Source organism: Enterobacter cloacae complex sp. 2024EL-00227 (assembly GCF_043945315.1).
Classification (GTDB): Bacteria; Pseudomonadota; Gammaproteobacteria; order Enterobacterales; family Enterobacteriaceae; genus Enterobacter; species Enterobacter roggenkampii.
Window position 1 is genome coordinate 323,792 of record NZ_JBIMQP010000002.1, and the last position, 16,948, is coordinate 340,739.

The 16,948-nt window shown below is 58.3% G+C and carries 17 protein-coding genes; 9 read left to right on the forward strand and 8 right to left on the reverse strand.

Annotated elements, in window-relative coordinates; all coding sequences use genetic code 11:
- The first annotated feature begins 17 nt into the window (after positions 1–17).
- Together ACHH0Z_RS04515 and arsC are read left to right on the forward strand one after the other, a co-directional pair.
- Positions 18–1,307, forward strand: coding sequence for an arsenic transporter (locus ACHH0Z_RS04515; RefSeq protein ID WP_045405967.1), 1,290 nt, complete (start codon positions 18–20; stop codon positions 1,305–1,307).
- A 12-nt stretch (positions 1,308–1,319) separates the two neighbouring features.
- A complete protein-coding gene (gene arsC, locus ACHH0Z_RS04520; RefSeq protein WP_021240937.1) occupies positions 1,320–1,751 on the forward strand; it encodes a glutaredoxin-dependent arsenate reductase in 432 nt (143 codons plus the stop codon).
- 69 nt (positions 1,752–1,820) lie between these two features.
- Here the strand turns inward: arsC and ACHH0Z_RS04525 are convergent, their stop codons facing one another.
- Positions 1,821–3,335, reverse strand: coding sequence for a GGDEF domain-containing protein (locus tag ACHH0Z_RS04525; RefSeq protein ID WP_021240938.1), 1,515 nt, complete (start codon positions 3,333–3,335; stop codon positions 1,821–1,823).
- Between the two features lie 107 nt (positions 3,336–3,442).
- On the reverse strand, positions 3,443–4,006 hold the full coding sequence (locus ACHH0Z_RS04530) for a TetR/AcrR family transcriptional regulator (RefSeq protein ID WP_021240939.1): 564 nt from the start codon (positions 4,004–4,006) through the stop codon (positions 3,443–3,445).
- An 81-nt stretch (positions 4,007–4,087) separates the two neighbouring features.
- Between ACHH0Z_RS04530 and ACHH0Z_RS04535 the strand changes: the two genes are divergently transcribed.
- Both ACHH0Z_RS04535 and ACHH0Z_RS04540 read left to right on the forward strand, forming a co-directional pair.
- Positions 4,088–5,302 carry an MFS transporter gene (locus ACHH0Z_RS04535; RefSeq protein WP_023292921.1) on the forward strand — a complete coding sequence of 405 codons (1,215 nt, stop codon included), beginning with the start codon at positions 4,088–4,090 and terminating at the stop codon, positions 5,300–5,302.
- Complete coding sequence (locus ACHH0Z_RS04540) at positions 5,292–6,104, forward strand: Cof-type HAD-IIB family hydrolase (protein ID WP_021240941.1); 813 nt, start codon at positions 5,292–5,294, stop codon at positions 6,102–6,104. The genes ACHH0Z_RS04535 and ACHH0Z_RS04540 overlap by 11 nt, the downstream gene beginning before the upstream one ends.
- A 58-nt stretch (positions 6,105–6,162) precedes the next feature.
- On the opposite strand, the gene ACHH0Z_RS04545 is transcribed toward ACHH0Z_RS04540, so the two are convergent.
- Positions 6,163–7,395, reverse strand: coding sequence for an MFS transporter (locus tag ACHH0Z_RS04545; protein WP_021240942.1), 1,233 nt, complete (start codon positions 7,393–7,395; stop codon positions 6,163–6,165).
- Between the two features lie 168 nt (positions 7,396–7,563).
- Between ACHH0Z_RS04545 and ACHH0Z_RS04550 the strand changes: the two genes are divergently transcribed.
- The 3 genes from ACHH0Z_RS04550 (at position 7,564) to deoR (ending at position 9,734) form a co-directional block, all read left to right on the forward strand.
- Positions 7,564–8,292 carry a phosphatase PAP2 family protein gene (locus tag ACHH0Z_RS04550; RefSeq protein ID WP_023326979.1) on the forward strand — a complete coding sequence of 243 codons (729 nt, stop codon included), beginning with the start codon at positions 7,564–7,566 and terminating at the stop codon, positions 8,290–8,292.
- Between the two features lie 7 nt (positions 8,293–8,299).
- Positions 8,300–8,908, forward strand: a complete 609-nt coding sequence (ybjG, locus tag ACHH0Z_RS04555) for an undecaprenyl-diphosphate phosphatase (protein WP_021240944.1) — start codon at positions 8,300–8,302, stop codon at positions 8,906–8,908.
- Positions 8,909–8,975: 67 nt separating this feature from the next.
- Positions 8,976–9,734 carry a DNA-binding transcriptional repressor DeoR gene (gene deoR / locus ACHH0Z_RS04560; RefSeq protein ID WP_023292922.1) on the forward strand — a complete coding sequence of 253 codons (759 nt, stop codon included), beginning with the start codon at positions 8,976–8,978 and terminating at the stop codon, positions 9,732–9,734.
- Between the two features lie 86 nt (positions 9,735–9,820).
- Here the strand turns inward: deoR and dacC are convergent, their stop codons facing one another.
- Positions 9,821–11,026 (reverse strand): serine-type D-Ala-D-Ala carboxypeptidase, encoded by a 1,206-nt coding sequence (dacC, locus tag ACHH0Z_RS04565; protein ID WP_008501207.1) that lies wholly within the window; start codon positions 11,024–11,026, stop codon positions 9,821–9,823.
- A 241-nt stretch (positions 11,027–11,267) separates the two neighbouring features.
- Here dacC and ACHH0Z_RS04570 point away from each other — a divergent pair, with 241 nt between their 5' ends.
- Entirely contained in the window at positions 11,268–11,894 is a 627-nt protein-coding gene (locus ACHH0Z_RS04570) for a glutathione S-transferase family protein (RefSeq protein WP_023326978.1), read from the forward strand.
- On the opposite strand, the gene ACHH0Z_RS04575 is transcribed toward ACHH0Z_RS04570, so the two are convergent.
- Both ACHH0Z_RS04575 and bssR read right to left on the reverse strand, forming a co-directional pair.
- A complete protein-coding gene (locus ACHH0Z_RS04575) occupies positions 11,895–13,013 on the reverse strand; it encodes a PQQ-dependent sugar dehydrogenase (protein ID WP_045405965.1) in 1,119 nt (372 codons plus the stop codon).
- Between the two features lie 106 nt (positions 13,014–13,119).
- Complete coding sequence (gene bssR / locus ACHH0Z_RS04580) at positions 13,120–13,503, reverse strand: biofilm formation regulator BssR (RefSeq protein WP_021240947.1); 384 nt, start codon at positions 13,501–13,503, stop codon at positions 13,120–13,122.
- 216 nt (positions 13,504–13,719) lie between these two features.
- Here bssR and rimO point away from each other — a divergent pair, with 216 nt between their 5' ends.
- Complete coding sequence (gene rimO / locus ACHH0Z_RS04585) at positions 13,720–15,045, forward strand: 30S ribosomal protein S12 methylthiotransferase RimO (protein WP_008501203.1); 1,326 nt, start codon at positions 13,720–13,722, stop codon at positions 15,043–15,045.
- Positions 15,046–15,109: 64 nt separating this feature from the next.
- Here the strand turns inward: rimO and gsiD are convergent, their stop codons facing one another.
- A complete protein-coding gene (gene gsiD / locus ACHH0Z_RS04590) occupies positions 15,110–16,021 on the reverse strand; it encodes a glutathione ABC transporter permease GsiD (protein WP_021240948.1) in 912 nt (303 codons plus the stop codon).
- Position 16,022: 1 nt separating this feature from the next.
- Complete coding sequence (gene gsiC / locus ACHH0Z_RS04595; protein WP_021240949.1) at positions 16,023–16,943, reverse strand: glutathione ABC transporter permease GsiC; 921 nt, start codon at positions 16,941–16,943, stop codon at positions 16,023–16,025.
- Positions 16,944–16,948 lie beyond the last annotated feature (5 nt).

The window sequence follows — 16,948 nt, forward strand, 5'->3', positions numbered from 1 at the left end:
ATATAACGGAGTAAGCGATGTTTCTGGCAGGGGCAATTTTTCTGTTTACGCTGGTGCTGGTCATCTGGCAGCCCAAAGGACTGAGTATCGGTTGGAGCGCGACCATCGGCGCCGTGCTGGCGCTGGCCAGCGGCGTGATTCACATTAACGATATTCCGGTAGTCTGGAATATCGTCTGGAACGCCACGGCAACGTTTATCGCCGTTATCATTATCAGTCTGCTGCTGGATGAGTCCGGCTTTTTCGAGTGGGCAGCGCTGCACGTCGCTCGCTGGGGGAAAGGTCGGGGGCGATTGCTGTTTACCTGGATTATCCTGCTGGGCGCAGCCGTCGCAGCGCTGTTTGCTAATGACGGCGCGGCGCTGATCCTCACGCCTATCGTCATCGCCATGCTGCTGGCGTTGGGGTTCAGCAAACAGGCCACGCTGGCGTTTGTGATGGCGGCAGGTTTTATCGCCGATACCGCCAGCCTGCCGCTGATTGTCTCCAACCTGGTCAACATCGTCTCGGCAGACTTCTTCGCGCTGGGGTTCAGCGAGTACGCTTCGGTGATGATCCCGGTGGATATCGCCGCGATTGCCGCAACGCTGGTGATGCTGCACCTGTTCTTTCGCAAGGAAATTCCTCCAGAATATGACCTGGCGAAACTCCAGGAGCCTGCGCGGGCCATTCACGACCTCCCGACGTTCAGAACGGGCTGGATCGTCCTCCTTCTTCTGCTCGTCGGTTTCTTCGTACTTGAATCTCTCGGCATTCCGGTCAGCGCCATTGCGACCGTCGGCGCGCTGATTTTATTCACTGTCGCAAAACGCGGACATGCGATAAATACCGGAAAAGTGCTGCGCGGCGCGCCGTGGCAGATCGTCATCTTCTCGCTGGGGATGTATCTGGTGGTGTATGGCCTGCGTAATGCCGGGCTGACGGACTCTCTCACAGGCGTACTGAATAGCCTGGCCGGACACGGGCTGTGGGCCACCACGCTGGGAACCGGGTTCATCACCGCGTTCCTGTCATCCATAATGAACAATATGCCCACGGTGCTGATTGGCGCGCTCTCCATTGACGGCAGCACGGCAACAGGATTGATAAAGGACGCGATGATTTACGCCAACGTGATTGGCTGCGATCTGGGGCCAAAAATCACGCCTATTGGTAGTCTCGCCACCCTGCTCTGGCTTCACGTGCTGGCGCAGAAAAACATGACGATTACCTGGGGCGGCTATTTCCGGACGGGCATCATCATGACGCTGCCGGTCCTGTTTGTGACGCTCGCCGCCCTGGCGCTACGTCTCTCCTTCACACTGTAATGAGCCACTGATATGAGCCACATCACCATTTACCACAACCCCGCCTGCGGCACCTCGCGCAACACGCTGGAGATGATCCGCAACAGCGGCGCGGAGCCAGAGATTATTCTCTATCTGGAAACTCCACCGTCGCGCGATACGCTGACCGCCCTGATTGCCGATATGGGCATTTCGGTGCGCGATTTGCTGCGTAAAAACGTGGAGCCCTATGAACAGCTCGGCCTTGCCGACGATAAGTTCACCGACGACCAGCTTATCGATTTTATGCTGCAACACCCGATCCTGATTAACCGTCCGATCGTGGTGACGCCGCTGGGCACCCGCCTGTGCCGCCCGTCTGAAGTCGTCCTCGACATCCTGCCGGACGCGCAGAAAGGGGCGTTTACGAAAGAAGATGGCGAAGCGGTGGTGGACGCCAGCGGGAAGAATATCCTGAAAAAATAATCCTTCCTCAGGTGGACGACAGGGCCAGCGCCCGGCGGGCCCTGAACGCCAGGAGAAAACAACCGCCCGCTAGCTCGCCACGCAGACCCGGTTGCGCCCCTCACGTTTTGCACGATAAAGCTCACGATCGGCTCGCGCCAGGGCTGACTGCACGCCATGTTCAATCTCCAGTTCATCCGGCGTCATGCATACGAGCCCCATGCTGGCGGTGAAGCGGATCGTCTGCCCGTTGAAGTCGACGTTCTGGCTGGCAAGACTCATCCGTACGCGCTCGGCGATCTCAGCGGCCGTCTCCAGAGAGGTCTGCGGCATTGCCACGACAAACTCTTCCCCGCCGAAGCGGGCGACAATGTCGCTGCCTCTCACCAGTGCCGGAAGCGCGTTGCCAATATGCTTCAGCACCGCATCGCCGCCGTCATGGCCCCAGGTGTCGTTAATACGCTTGAAGAAATCCAGATCCATGCTCATCAGGCACAGGGGTTGCTGATGCCGACGGGCAAGATTGCAGGCCCGCAAAGACCACTCATCAAACTGGCGACGGTTTGCCAGCCCGGTGAGCGGATCGAGCCGCGCCTCCTGCTGGAAACGCGCCCGCTGCAGGGCGTTGACGTGGATGTAATGCATCAGAAACCACTGCGTAATGGAGATAACCAGAATCGCCAGTGCCGTCCACAGAGCCTGATAATACCAGCCGTGCAGCACGTCTTTTCTGGCCAGCCCGACGGCCAGCACCCATTTGCGTTCGTTGAGGTTAAGAAATACACCCATACGTTCAACGCCATCAATCGGAGAGGTATATCGTTGGACCTGTGCGGTATCGCTTGCGTATTCCAGCAGCTTCGCGAGGCGCGGGTCGGAGGTGTTCAATTGCGAACCGTCATTCGCCCCCATACGGGCAAGCTGCACCGCATTGTCACGATCAAGGACCGCCATCGCCCCACCCTGACCTAAATCGAAGCCCTGCGCTTCCATTTTGCGAAACATATCGTTCATGGTGTTACCATTGAAGAAACCCAACGCACCACCAAGAAAGCGACCATGTGCGTCGCGCACTGCACGGAACATCACGAAGCCCAACATGTTTTTATCCGTGCCGTTGCTCTGCCAGTAAAACAAACTTTCGGTAACTTCATCCCGGCGAAAATCAGTAAACAGAGGGTGCTGCCGAAAGCTGGCCTGCGCAAGCGTAGAGGCGTCCAGAGCGCGCTCAAAAGGAAATAGCGCGCGGCTGCTGAGAAAATCACCGTCTTCATCAAAGACGACAACGCCATCCAGCCAGGCGCGCTTGAGCTCCCCTTGCAGGAATGGCTGCGCGTTTTCAGGCGTGACCGTATGGTTGAGCAGAAAGGCATTCCCGATAAAGCGCATCTGGTAGCGCATCGCGTTAAGGCTGGTTTCAAACTGCTGGGACTGGAGTATGGCCGTATTGCGAAGGATACGTGCAGCGTTATCCTCCACATAGCCGCGCTGGTAGAGCAGATGCCCAATCAGCAGACTCGCCTGAACCAAAATCAACAGTACTAACAACGCTCTCTTTTTTGCCAGACTGACCTGCACGAACCAGGTACTTACTTTTTCACCCAACGCCAACCTCAACCACTGAACAGTAAATAACCACCGCGGTGGATAGTCACGTGTTAGGTCCGAATTGTCAATATGGAGAAAAATCGTAATACATTGAAAAATATGAACTAATTTTCTTTATTTAACGGTGTAATGCCCGCAATCCTCCCCACCATCGCCCGAATCTCCTCCCGGCTTAACGGCGCCCGGTCGGTGACATAGTGCAGCGTCATCCCTTCGATAAACGCGTCCAGCGCGCGGGTGGTGACCGGGTCGAACCACTGCTCCAGCGTGGTCTGGCTCATCTTCATCCAGTCCTGCATCACCGTTTTCAGCGCCGCGCTGCGGTGCATAAAGGCGTAAAGCTGATACATCAGCGCCATGTTGTGCGGCGTGGTCACCTGCGAGCTGTGGATCAGCGTGGTGATAGATTCGCACGCCATTTCCGGCCCGGTGACGCCCGCGAAGAAATCCCGGTACTGCTGCGACATCTGGCGGGTAAACCACGTGAAGGCCTCCTCCAGCAGCGGCTCCATGCCGTCGAAATAGTAGGTCATCGACCCCAGCGGCACGCCCGCGCAGGTGGCGATTTTACGGTGCGTGACGGCGTGAATACCGTGTTCAGCAATGGTGTCGAGCGTCGCCTGCAGGATCTTCTCCCGGCGATGCGGATCGTTGGGTGGTCTGCTCATCAATTCCTCACCTGGTTTGTGTACAAATGTACACAAACTTGCTAGTGTTGTCGCTATTGTTGTACTTCTGGTGCTATCCCGATGACGCTGACCTCTCCCCGCAAAGCCCTGCAGCTCCGCCTGTGGGCGCTGTTTATGTTCTTCTTCATTCCCGGCCTGCTGATGGCCTCCTGGGCCACGCGCACCCCCGCCATTCGCGATATTTTGTCCGTCTCTACCGCGGAAATGGGCATCGTGCTGTTCGGCCTGTCGATAGGCTCCATGAGCGGCATTCTCTGCTCCGCGTGGCTGGTAAAGCGCTTCGGTACGCGAGCGGTGATCCGCACCACCATGTGCTTCGCGGTGTTCGGGATGATCGTGCTGAGCGCGGCGCTGTGGTTTGCCTCACCGGTGCTGTTTGCCCTCGGGCTGACGGTATTTGGCGGCAGCTTTGGTTCGGCGGAAGTGGCGATAAATGTGGAAGGGGCAGCGGTCGAACGCGAGATGAACAAAACCGTGCTGCCAATGATGCACGGCTTCTATAGCCTCGGCACGCTGGCCGGTGCGGGCGTGGGGATGGCGCTGACGGCCACTGGCGTGAGCGCGAATCTGCATATTCTGCTGGCGGCGCTGGTGTGCATCATTCCCATTCTGACCGGCATCCGGGCCATCCCGGACGGCACCGGTAAAAACTCCGCTGACGAACAGCACTCAGCCGAAAAAGGGCTGCCCTTCTACCGCGATTTCCAGCTGATGCTGATCGGCGTGGTGGTGCTGGCGATGGCGTTCGCGGAGGGGTCCGCCAACGACTGGCTGCCGCTGCTGATGGTGGACGGTCACGGCTTTAGCCCGACCTCCGGCTCGCTGATTTACGCCGGGTTTACGCTGGGGATGACCGTCGGGCGCTTCACCGGCGGCTGGTTTATCGACCGCTACAGCCGCGTGGCGGTAGTGCGCGCCAGCGCCCTGCTCGGCGGGCTGGGTATCGCGATGATCATCTTTGTGGATGTGGACTGGATTGCCGGCGTCTCGGTGATCCTCTGGGGGCTGGGCGCGTCCCTCGGCTTCCCGCTGACCATCTCTGCCGCCAGCGATACCGGCCCGGATGCCCCGACGCGCGTCAGCGTGGTGGCAACCACGGGCTATCTCGCCTTCCTGGTCGGGCCGCCGCTGCTCGGCTTCCTCGGGGAGCACTACGGGCTGCGCAGCGCCATGCTGGTGGTGTTAGGGTTGGTCATCATCGCGGCGCTGGTGGCGCGCGCGGTGGCAAAGCCGGAAACGAATCAAACGACACTGGAGAAGGGATATGAGCGTTAAACTGATCGCCGTCGACATGGATGGCACATTCCTGAGCGATGCCAAGACCTACAATCGTCCGCGCTTTCTGGCGCAGTACGCGCGCATGAAGGCGCAAGGCATTCGTTTCGTGGTCGCCAGCGGCAACCAGTACTACCAGCTCATCTCCTTTTTCCCGGAGATTGCGCATGAAATTTCATTCGTCGCCGAAAACGGCGGCTGGGTCGTGAGTGAGGGTGAAGACGTCTTTAACGGTGAACTGTCGAAAGCCCATTTCGAGACCGTCGCGAGCGTCTTAAACGACGTGCCGGGCATTGAGATTATCGCCTGCGGGAAGAGCAGCGCCTACACTCTCAAGTGCTATGACGAGGGCTTTAAGGCCATCGCGGCGAAGTACTATCACCGTCTGGAAATGGTCAGCGATTTCGACAACCTGAACGATATTTTCTTCAAGTTCGGACTCAACGTGTCCGATGATGAAATTCCGCGTATCCAGGCGCTGCTGCATGAAAAGCTCAGCGACATCATGGTGCCCGTCACCACCGGTCACGGCAGTATCGACCTCATTATCCCCGGCGTGCATAAGGCCAACGGCCTGCGGATCCTGCAACAGCGCTGGGGCATAGAGAACAGCGACGTGGTGGCCTTCGGCGACAGCGGCAACGACGTGGAGATGCTGCGCCAGTCCGGGTTCAGCTTTGCGATGGCGAATGCCAGACCGCATATCAAAGCGGCAGCGCGCTTTGAAGCGCCGCACAATAACGAGGAAGGCGTGCTGGATGTGATTGAGAAGGTGTTGAACGGGGAGGCACCGTTTAATTGACCGCGTGCGGTCTGGTGCCCTCACCCTAGCCCTCTCCCACAGGGAGAGGGCATAAGAATTAAGGTTGCAGAGCGTTTCCGACGCGCTTGTCTTTCAGGAATACCACCATCAGGCCAACCCACAGCACGCCATTGGCGAGGTTAAACAGGCTGAACAGCCCGTTACCGCCCATCGCGTAGGCATGCTTGCTCACCTCGATACCGACGGTAAAAATCAGCATCTGTAGCATCCCCATCGCCGCGGAGACCGTGCCCTTACTCATCTCGCTGGCAAACAGCGTCAGGCGCACCAGCCCGGCGTTCGCCACGCCAATCCCGAAGGCGTAGATACTCAGCCCCGCCGTCATCCACAAATAAGCGTGAGATGACGCGACGGTTGCCACCGCCGCCAGAATCAGCCCTGCCGCAATCGGCCAGCCGCCCATGATAATCAGCGAGCGCACGGTGCGGCGTGACGTCAGACGCGCCAGCACCAGGTTACCGATAATCAGCGCGCCAAAGATCGGCACCTGCAGCAGGCCGTACTCGTAGCTGCTGAGCTTTTCACCGCTGATGATAATAACCGGCGACTGGGCGATCCACGCCAGCAGCGGCAGGCTAACAAACCCGGTCGCCAGCGCGCCCGCTACAAAGCGGCCGTTTTTCAGCACCTCTTTGTAATCCCGACCCAGCTCTTTCAGCGAGAGTTTCTCGCCGATGCGGGTGGCGGTTTCCGGCATCGCACGGTGCAGGCCAAAGAACGCGATGGCGGCGAGAACGGCAAACAGCACAAACATCCCTTCCCAGGGGGCCATATGCACCCATGCGGCGCCCACCAGCGGCCCGAGCAAGGGAGCGATCAGCGCCACGTTCGCCATCAGCGCGGTGATTTTGATACACACCGCCTCTTCAAACGACTCCTGAATGGCGGCATACCCCACGGCGCCGATAAAGCACAGGCTCACCCCCTGCAGGAAACGCAGCAGAGTAAATTGTTCAATATTTTGCGCCAGCAGCGTGGCAAGACAGGTCACGATGAACCACACCACGCCCGTCAGCATCACCGGACGACGGCCAATACGATCCGACAGCGGGCCTAACAGCCACTGTAAAAACATGCCGCCGGCCAGATAGGCGGTCATGGAGGTCGGTACCCACTCAATTCCGGCGTTGTACTGCGCCACCACGGCCAGCATACCGGGCTGAATCATATCGTTGCCGATATAGGTAGAAAATTCGTAGAGCACCAGACACAGGGGGAAAAGCAACGCCTGACGACCCAGACGTGAACCTGAAGAAGAACGGTTTAACATGCAATCTCTTTATAATGACAAAATCGCGACGAGTGTAATGAAATGCCGCAGCCCGAGATAGTGATTTATCGAGGATAAACAGAAATAAAGCACATATCGTCTTCGTTTAAGGTTTCCTTAATTTGACAGATTTATGATAGCCCCATTACTCGTCAACGACCCCAAATTATGTCACTCACCTCCAGCCGTTCAGAATTGTCTAAGTTACAGACAAATAAGACAAAACGCCTTTACCGCTTGCCGGCCCGCTTTTATGGTTATCAGCTTTTCATACTGATAGTCCTTGCCGTGGTGTTTACGTGGCTATCGCGCAATGAAGCGCTCGACAGATGGATCACCGGCTTCTGGTATGACGCGGCGACGCAGAGCTTCCCGCTGCAGAAAGACCACCTGCTGGATCTGCTCAACCATCGTCTGGCGAAGTACATTGCCATCGCTTTAGGCGCCGTGGCGCTGTTTTACGGCGCGTACAAGCGTAACGCGAGGCTGGTTACGGCGGCGCTGCTGATGGGGCTTGGCGCGCTGGTCGTGGGCGTGCTGAAAAGCATGAGCCATCACAGCTGCCCGTGGGACCTGGTGGAATATGGCGGTAAGGCGATGTCCTATCCCCTGTTCAGCGCCGTCCCGGCGGACAGCGGCCCGGGGCGCTGCTTCCCCGGCGGCCATTCTTCCAGCGGCTTTATGGTGATGGGACTGTTTTTTGCCTTCTGGCGCGAGCGGCCGCGTCTGGCCTGGAGCTTTGTCGTTCTCGGCATTTTGCTGGGTCTGGCGATGGGCTTCGGTCAGGTCATGCGCGGGGCGCATTTTTTCTCTCACAACCTGTGGGCCGGGTGGTGGGTCTGGTTTTCCCAGGTGGCAGTCTACGGGCTGGTTTCCACCCGGTTTGCTAAAGAGTGATAACGCTATGCTAGAGAATCTGAATTATCAGCTGTTTTATCTGATCAACGCCACCCCGGCCTCGCCCGAGTGGATGATCGACTTCGCCACCTTTCTGGCAAAAGATCTGATCAGTATCGTGCCCGCGCTGGCAGCCATCCTCTGGCTGTGGGGACCGCGTAGCCAGGTGAAAGCGCAGCGCAAGCTTGTAATCAAAGTGGCGATGGCTCTCGGCGTAAGCGTCCTGGCAAGTTACATTCTGGGCCATGCGTTCCCGCACGATCGTCCGTTTGTCGATCACGTCGGCTATACCTTCCTGCACCATGCGCCGGATGACTCTTTCCCGAGCGATCACGGTACGGTGATCTTCACCTTCGCACTGGCCTTCCTGTTCTGGCATCGCCTGTGGTCGGGTGCGGTGCTGATGGTGGTCGCTGTGGCCATCGCCTGGTCTCGCGTGTATCTGGGCGTCCACTGGCCGCTGGATATGGTTGGCGGCTTCCTGGTGGGGCTGATTGGCTGCGTGAGCGCGGCTATCCTGTGGAGCCTCATTGGGGAAGCGCTCTACCGTGCGCTTTCTTCACTCTATCGCGCCATTTTCGCCATCCCGATCCGCAAAGGCTGGATACGTGACTAACCCCGACCTGACAGGTTACACTTGAACCCCCGCCCTGCGGGGGTTCATTTTTTTATGCCGAGGAACTATGGAAACACGTCGCGATGACCGCATTGCTCAGCTGCTACAGGCGCTGAAGCGCAGCGATAAGCTGCATCTTAAGGAAGCCGCCAACCTCCTCGGCGTCTCGGAGATGACCATTCGTCGGGATCTGAACAGCGAGAGCGCGCCCGTCGTGCTGCTGGGCGGATACATTGTGCTTGAGCCGCGTAGCGCCAGCCATTATCTGATCAGCGACCAGAAGACGCGCCTGGTGGAAGAGAAACGCAAAGCCGCGCGGCTTGCGGCTTCCCTGGTACAGCCGCACCAGACGCTGTTTTTTGACTGCGGTACCACCACGCCGTGGATTATCGAAGCCATCGACAGCAGCATTCCGTTTACCGCCGTCTGTTATTCCCTGAACACCTTTCTGGCGCTTCAGGAGAAACCCGAGTGCCGGGTGATCCTCTGTGGCGGTGAGTTTCACGCCAGCAACGCGATCTTTAAGCCGCTCAACCTGCAGGACACGCTCAGCAATCTCTGCCCGGACATCGCGTTTTATTCCGCCGCAGGCGTCAATGTGCGTCAGGGGGCAACCTGCTTTAACCTGGAAGAATTACCGGTCAAGCACTGGGCGTTAAGCGCCGCGCAGTACCATGTGCTGGTGGTCGATCACAGTAAGTTTGGTAAGGTGCGTCCGGCAAGAATGGGCGAGCTGGCGCAGTTCGATGCCATCGTCAGCGATTGCCGCCCGGACGACGAGATTGTGGCCCACGCGAAAGCGCAGCAGGTGAAGTTGATGTATTGAGGTTATGCCGGGTGGCGGCTTCGCCTTACCCGGCCTACAACGGCTCGAACGTAGGCCGGGTAAGCGCAGCGCCACCCGGCAAAAACTTAGCTAAACCAGCTGCCGAACCACCCGTGGAATTTCATCATCACGAAATCCCACATCCGGCTGAAGAAGCCGCCCTCTTCCACCGCTTCCATCACAATCAGCGGACGCTGTTCAATCGACTTACCGTTAAGCTGGAAATCAATCGTCCCAACCACCTGGCCTTTTTTCAGCGGGGCGGTGAGCTGCGGGTCGGTCAGAGTGTAGCTGGCCTTCAGGTTTTTCAGCTGGCCGCGCGGAATGGTTACCGAGCCCGCCTCACCCGCGCCCAGGTTTACCTCGCTCTTGTCACCAAACCAGACGCGCTGGCTGACGAACGTGGCATCCGGTTTAATCGGCGTCACGGTTTCATAAAAGCGAAAGCCCCAGGTCAGCAGTTTTTCTGATTCGTTAAAGCGAATGCGGTCGGTTTTGGTGCCCAGCACTACCGAAATCAGGCGCATGTCGCCCTGGGTCGCGGAGGCCACCAGGTTATAGCCTGCACCCGCCGTGGTGCCGGTTTTCATCCCGTCCACGTTGACGTTGCTGCTCCACAGCAGGCGGTTGCGGTTCGGCTGGCGAATTTTGTTGAAGGTAAACTCTTTCTCTTTGTGGATGGCGTATTCATCCGGCACGTCGTGGATCAGCGCTTTCCCCAGCAGCGCCATGTCGCGCGCGGTGCTGAACTGGCCCGGCGCATCCAGGCCGTGAACCGTTTTGAACGTGGTGTTGGTTAAGCCCAGCTTCTGCGCGTAACCATTCATCAAGCCAATGAAAGAATCCTGGCTGCCGGCAACGTAGTCGGCCAGCGCGATGCACGCATCATTTCCCGACTGAATAATCACCCCTTTATTCAGATCGGAAACGGAGACCTGATCCCCTGGCTTCAGGAACATCACGGAAGATCCGCGCAGGGCCGGGTTGCCGGTCGCCCAGGCGTCTTTCCCGATGGTCACCATATCGTCCAGCTTGATCTTGCCCGCTTTCAGCGCCTGGCCTACCACATAGCTGGTCATGATTTTGGTCAGGCTTGCCGGATCGAGTTTCTCATCCGCATTCCCTTCCGCCAGCACTTTACCGCTGGCGTAGTCCATCAGGATCCAGGCGCGCGCATCCACAGGCGGCGCTTCGGGCGCAGCCTGTTCAGCTGCGTAGAGCGTTGGTGCAAACAGGAAAAGAAGCGCAGAGCCTGCCGCCAGGCTGCGCAGAGAAGTCATTTTACGCGTCATAAATGCCACCCGAGTGTCCATTCAAAAATTACGTCACATCACCGTGTCGCAAGAAGCGATGAGTAATAGCGCACTAAAACCGTTAAAGAAACCCAACGAGGGTAAAGTTATTAAAGTTTATGCAATAACATTCAGATACGCTTTGATTAAGGCGATTTTTTTGTCTTCTGTTGCGTAATTGTTAGGTTTATCTCACCATGGCGAAAAGCTGATTCGGATTCACATCTCATCGGGAGTAAATATGATTACGCTGTGGGGCAGGAATAATTCGACCAACGTTAAGAAAGTGCTCTGGACGCTGGAAGAGCTGGATTTACCGTTCAATCAAATCATGGCAGGCATGGCGTTCGGCGTGAACAAGGAGGCCGACTATCTGGCCATGAACCCGAATGGCCTGGTGCCGCTGCTGCGCGATGATGAAACGGACGCGACGCTTTGGGAGTCCAATACGATTGTGCGTTACCTCGCCGCGCAGTACGGTCAGGGCCGCCTGTGGGTAGAAAACCCGGCCCGCCGCGCCCAGGGCGAAAAGTGGATGGACTGGGCGAACCAGACGCTGTCCCCGACCCACCGCGTGATCCTGATGGGGCTTATCCGCACGCCGGAAGCGGAACGCGATTATCCCGCGATTCACGCCGCGCAGGATGCCTGCGAAAATCTGTTTGCGATGATGGATGATGAGCTGGCGAAGCACGCCTGGTTCTCCGGCGAGGCGTTCGGCACCGGCGATATCGCCGTGGCGCCATTCGTCTGGAACCTGACCAACATGGGCCTGAAGTGGACGCCGCGCCCGCACCTGGAGCGCTGGCTTAAACAGCTGAGCGATCGCCCGGCGTACCGTAACGTCGTGATGATCCCGGTTACCTGATTACGCGCCGGACGGGCTGACTTTCAACAGCTGCCCGTCCGTCTCGTCGGTCAGGACATACAGATACCCATCCGGCCCCACCCGCACATCGCGAATACGCTGATCCCGGTCGCCCAGAATGCGCCCGTCCTCTGTCACCTTGTTACCCTCCACGCTCAGCACGATCACGTCCTTCTCCTTCAGCGCGCCGATAAACAGCTTGTTTTTCCACTGCGGGAAGACGTCGCTGTTGTAGAACGCCATGCCGCTTACCGCGGGTGAGACTTTCCAGACGAACAGCGGCTTCTCGGTGCCCTCAACGTGCTCGCCTTTGGCTTCCGGGATTTTCAGACCGCTGTAGTTAATGCCGTGCGTTGCCAGCGGCCAGCCGTAGTTCTTACCCTTCTCCGGGATATTGATCTCATCCCCGCCGCGCGGGCCGTGCTCGTTCAGCCACAGCGTGTCGCTCCAGGGGTTCATCGCCATCCCCTGCGGGTTGCGGATGCCGTAAGACCAGATTTCAGGTCGCGCACCGGGGGTATTCACAAAGGGGTTATCCGGCGGGACTTTTCCGTCTTCGGTGAGGCGCACCACTTTGCCCTGCAATTTATCCAGATCCTGCGCCGTGGGACGCTGGTTATTCTCGCCGAGTCCGATAAAGAGGGAGCCTTTGCCGTCGAACACCAGCCGTCCGCCGAAATGGTTACCGGTTGAGAGTTTCGGCATCTGGCGGAACGCCACCTGGAATCCCTCGATGCGGGAATAGTCGTCGCTCAGGCGGCCAAAGCCCACCGCCGTTCCGGCTTTGCCGTCATGCCCGGCCTCGGCGTAGCTCAGCCAGACGCGGCGCGACGTTTCAAAATCCGGCGCCAGCACCACATCCAGCAATCCGCCCTGCCCGTTTGCCCAAACCTTTGGTACACCGACGATCGGATCGGAAAGCCCTTTCCCGGCCTGCCAGTGTTTAAGCTGGCCGCCCTTCAGGGTCACCAGCAGCCCGTTATTATCCGGCAGGAACGCCAGGGACCAGGGGTGATCGAGTCTATTTTGCAGCACCTCGACCTTCACCGCCTCTGGCGCAGCTAGAAGTGAAAACGGAATAAATAACGCAGGCAGGGAAATCAGCGAGGATCGAGGCATAACGCGCTCCTTTATCGGCATATGGCTTAAAGATTAGCCACTGCGTCCGGGCGCGTTACCACTTTTACAAAAGCTTAAGCAGAAGGGGGAGTTGCCTCCCCCGGGATCAGTGCTGTTCAAGCTGTTTGTGCTCGTTCAGGCACATGATGCATAGAGAGAGCGTTGTCAGGCAGTTTTCAAGCTTCTCCGCGTTTACGGCGATAAAATTCGGGCAGTCGTGGCGTCCGTTCATCAGACACACCCCTGCAATGGAGAGCACCTCGGCGGCACGGCGCAGCGCGACTTCTTCACTTTCGCCGTAGTTCGCCTGCAGGGCCGGTGCTTTTTCACGCATGAAATTGCAAAGTTCAAACAGGTTATCACGCAGATGTTCGCTTTCGCTGACTGACATATACCCTTTTGCCTTCCTCAACTGCAGGTACGCGGCCAGGTCGATTCGGGCGTTGATCAGCTTGTTCAGCAGATCGCGTTTTAGTCTGTCAACGGTCATGCTCTTTCCTCCTCTGTCAGCCATGGTGCATAGTCAGGATAAGTACATTTTTTGTACAGTTTAATGCCTGGGATCAATTTTTATTAACTGATTAACATTATTTACAATGTTACAACCTCTGCCCGGCGCATCCGCCTTGCAAAGAGTGTATAAATCCCCCGCGATACGCTGTAAAATCCCGCCCTGATAACTCCATAATTGATGAATTTTTAACCTATGAGCAATGTTACGCACCAGCCGAAAATCGGCTTCGTCTCCCTGGGCTGCCCGAAAAACCTGGTGGATTCAGAACGCATCCTGACCGAACTGCGCACCGAGGGCTATGACGTGGTGCCAAGCTACGACAACGCCGATATGGTGATCGTTAACACCTGCGGGTTTATCGACAGCGCGGTCCAGGAGTCACTGGAAGCCATCGGTGAAGCGCTGACCGAAAACGGCAAAGTGATCGTGACCGGCTGTCTGGGCGCGAAAGAAGACCAGATCCGCGAAGTGCACCCGAAGGTGCTGGAGATTACCGGCCCGCACAGCTACGAGCAGGTGCTGCAACATGTTCATCACTACGTGCCAAAACCCAAGCACAACCCGTTCCTGAGCCTGGTGCCGGAACAGGGCGTGAAGCTGACGCCGCGCCACTACGCGTACCTGAAGATTTCCGAAGGCTGTAACCATCGCTGCACCTTCTGCATCATCCCGTCCATGCGTGGCGATCTGGTGAGCCGTCCCATTGGCGAAGTGCTGGCTGAAGCCAAACGTCTGGCCGATGCGGGCGTGAAGGAACTGCTGGTCATCTCCCAGGACACCTCAGCTTACGGCGTGGACGTTAAGCACCGCTCCGGTTTCCACAACGGCGAGCCGGTGAAAACCAGCATGGTCGGCCTGTGCGAGCAGCTGTCCAAACTCGGTATCTGGACGCGTCTGCACTACGTTTACCCTTACCCGCACGTTGACGACGTCATCCCACTGATGGCGGAAGGCAAGATTCTGCCGTACCTGGACATCCCGCTGCAGCACGCGAGCCCGCGTATCCTGAAGCTGATGAAACGTCCTGGCTCCGTTGACCGTCAGCTGGCGCGCATCAAACAGTGGCGTGAGATCTGCCCGGACCTTACCCTGCGCTCGACCTTCATCGTCGGCTTCCCGGGTGAAACCGAAGAAGACTTCCAGATGCTGCTCGACTTCCTGAAGGAAGCGCGCCTGGACCGCGTCGGCTGCTTCAAGTACAGCCCGGTAGAAGGCGCAACCGCCAACGAGCTGGCGGACCAGGTGCCGGAAGAGGTGAAAGAGGAGCGCTGGAACCGCTTCATGCAGCTTCAGCAGCAGATTTCTGCCGAACGTCTGCAGGAGAAAGTGGGCCGCGAGATCATGGTTATCATCGACGAAGTGGACGAAGAAGGCGCGATTGGCCGCAGCATGGCGGACGCCCCTGAAATCGACGGTGCGGTGTACCTGAATGGCGAAACCAACGTTAAGCCGGGTGATATTATTCGCGTGAAGGTTGAAAACGCGGATGAGTATGACCTGTGGGGTAGCCGGGTTTAATTCCCCCCACTCCGCTTTTGTAGGCCGGGTAAGGCGTAGCCGCCACCCGGCACATTTCACTGCACTACCCCTTTATCCTCGGATCCAGCGCGTCGCGCAGCCCATCCCCCAGCAGGTTAAACGCCAGCACGGTCAGGAAAATCGCCAGACTCGGGAAGATCGCCACGTGTGGCGCAATCACCATATCGGCCCTCGCCTCGTTCAGCATCGCGCCCCACTCCGGCGTCGGAGGCTGTGCCCCTAGCCCCAGAAACGACAGGCTGGCCGCCGAGATTATCGACACGCCGATACGCATGGTGAAGTAGACCACGATGGACGACACCGTCCCCGGCAGAATATGGCTGAAGAGGATGGTCGCATCGCTGGCCCCCATACTGCGGGCCGACTCGATGAAGGTCTGCTGTTTCAGCACCAGCGTGTTGCCGCGCACCAGGCGGGCAAAGGCCGGAATCGAAAAGACCGCGACCGCAATGATGACGTTGGCCATGCCGCTGCCCATGATCGCCACCACGGCAATCGCCAGCAGAATGCCGGGGAAGGCAAACAGCACGTCGCAGATGCGCATGATGATGCGGTCCCACCAGCCTTCGTAATAGCCGGCGACCAGCCCCAGCACGATCCCGATAGCCGCGCCGATCAGTACCGCAAACACCCCGGCGGCGAGCGAGATCTGCGCCCCCACCAGCACCCGGCTAAAGATATCCCGCCCGAGAGAGTCCACGCCGAACCAGTGGAGCATTGAGGGCCCGTCGTTCAGGCGGTCGTAGTCAAAATAGTTTTCCGCATCAAACGGCGCCACCCACGGCGCCACGATCGCCACCACGATCAGCAGCAGCACGAACAGCCCCGCCGTCATCGCGACCGGCTGGCGGCGGAAACGCCGCCAGAATTCAGACCACGGGGTGCGGATGTGGTCCGGTTTTAGCCCCGGCATGGCGTTTAATACGGCCTGACGCCGCCAGTTCAACAATCGCATCTTACTTATACCTGATGGCCGGGTTAATGGCGGCGTAGAGCACGTCCACCACGAGGTTGATAAGAATAAACTCCAGCGAGAAAAGCAGGACTTCCGCCTGAATCACCGGGTAGTCGCGCATCTCGACGGAATCGACCAGCAGACGTCCCAGCCCGGGCCAGTTGAAGACCTTTTCCACCACGATAGAGCCGCCCAGCAGGAAGCCAAACTGCAGCCCCATCATCGTCACCACCGGGATCATCGCATTGCGGAACCCGTGCTTGAGAATGACCCACTTCTCGCTGACCCCTTTCGCTCGCGCGGTGCGAATATAATCTTCGCTCAGCACGTCAACGAACGAGGCGCGGGTAAAGCGGGCCATCACCGCCGACACGGCAGCCCCCAGCGTCATCGAGGGCAGAATGTAATGCTTCCAGGTATCGGCCCCGACGGTGGGCAGCCAGCCCAGCTCAACGGAGAAGATCTGCATCAGCAGCATCCCCAGCGCGAACGCCGGGAAGGAGATGCCGGTCACCGCCAGCGCCATGCCGAGCTTGTCCGGCCAGCGGTTGCGCCAGACGGCCGCCACAATCCCGGCGCCAAGTCCGAACACCACCGCCCAGCTCATGCTGGCTATCGTTAACCAGAACGTGGGCATAAAGCGGCTGGCGATCTCCTCCGACACCGGACGACGCGACACCATCGAGATACCAAAGTCACCCTGCAGAACGTTGCCAATATAGTGCAGAAACTGCATATACAGCGGCTGGTCAAGACCAAGCTGTTTACGCACCAGCTCAATGACCGTGGCATCCGCTTCGGGCCCGGCAACCAGACGCGCCGGATCGCCCGGCAGCATATGGACAAACAAAAACACCAGCACCGCCACAATCAGCAGCGTCGGGATAAGCCCCAGCAGGCGTTTACAAACATAGTTCAGCATGGGCG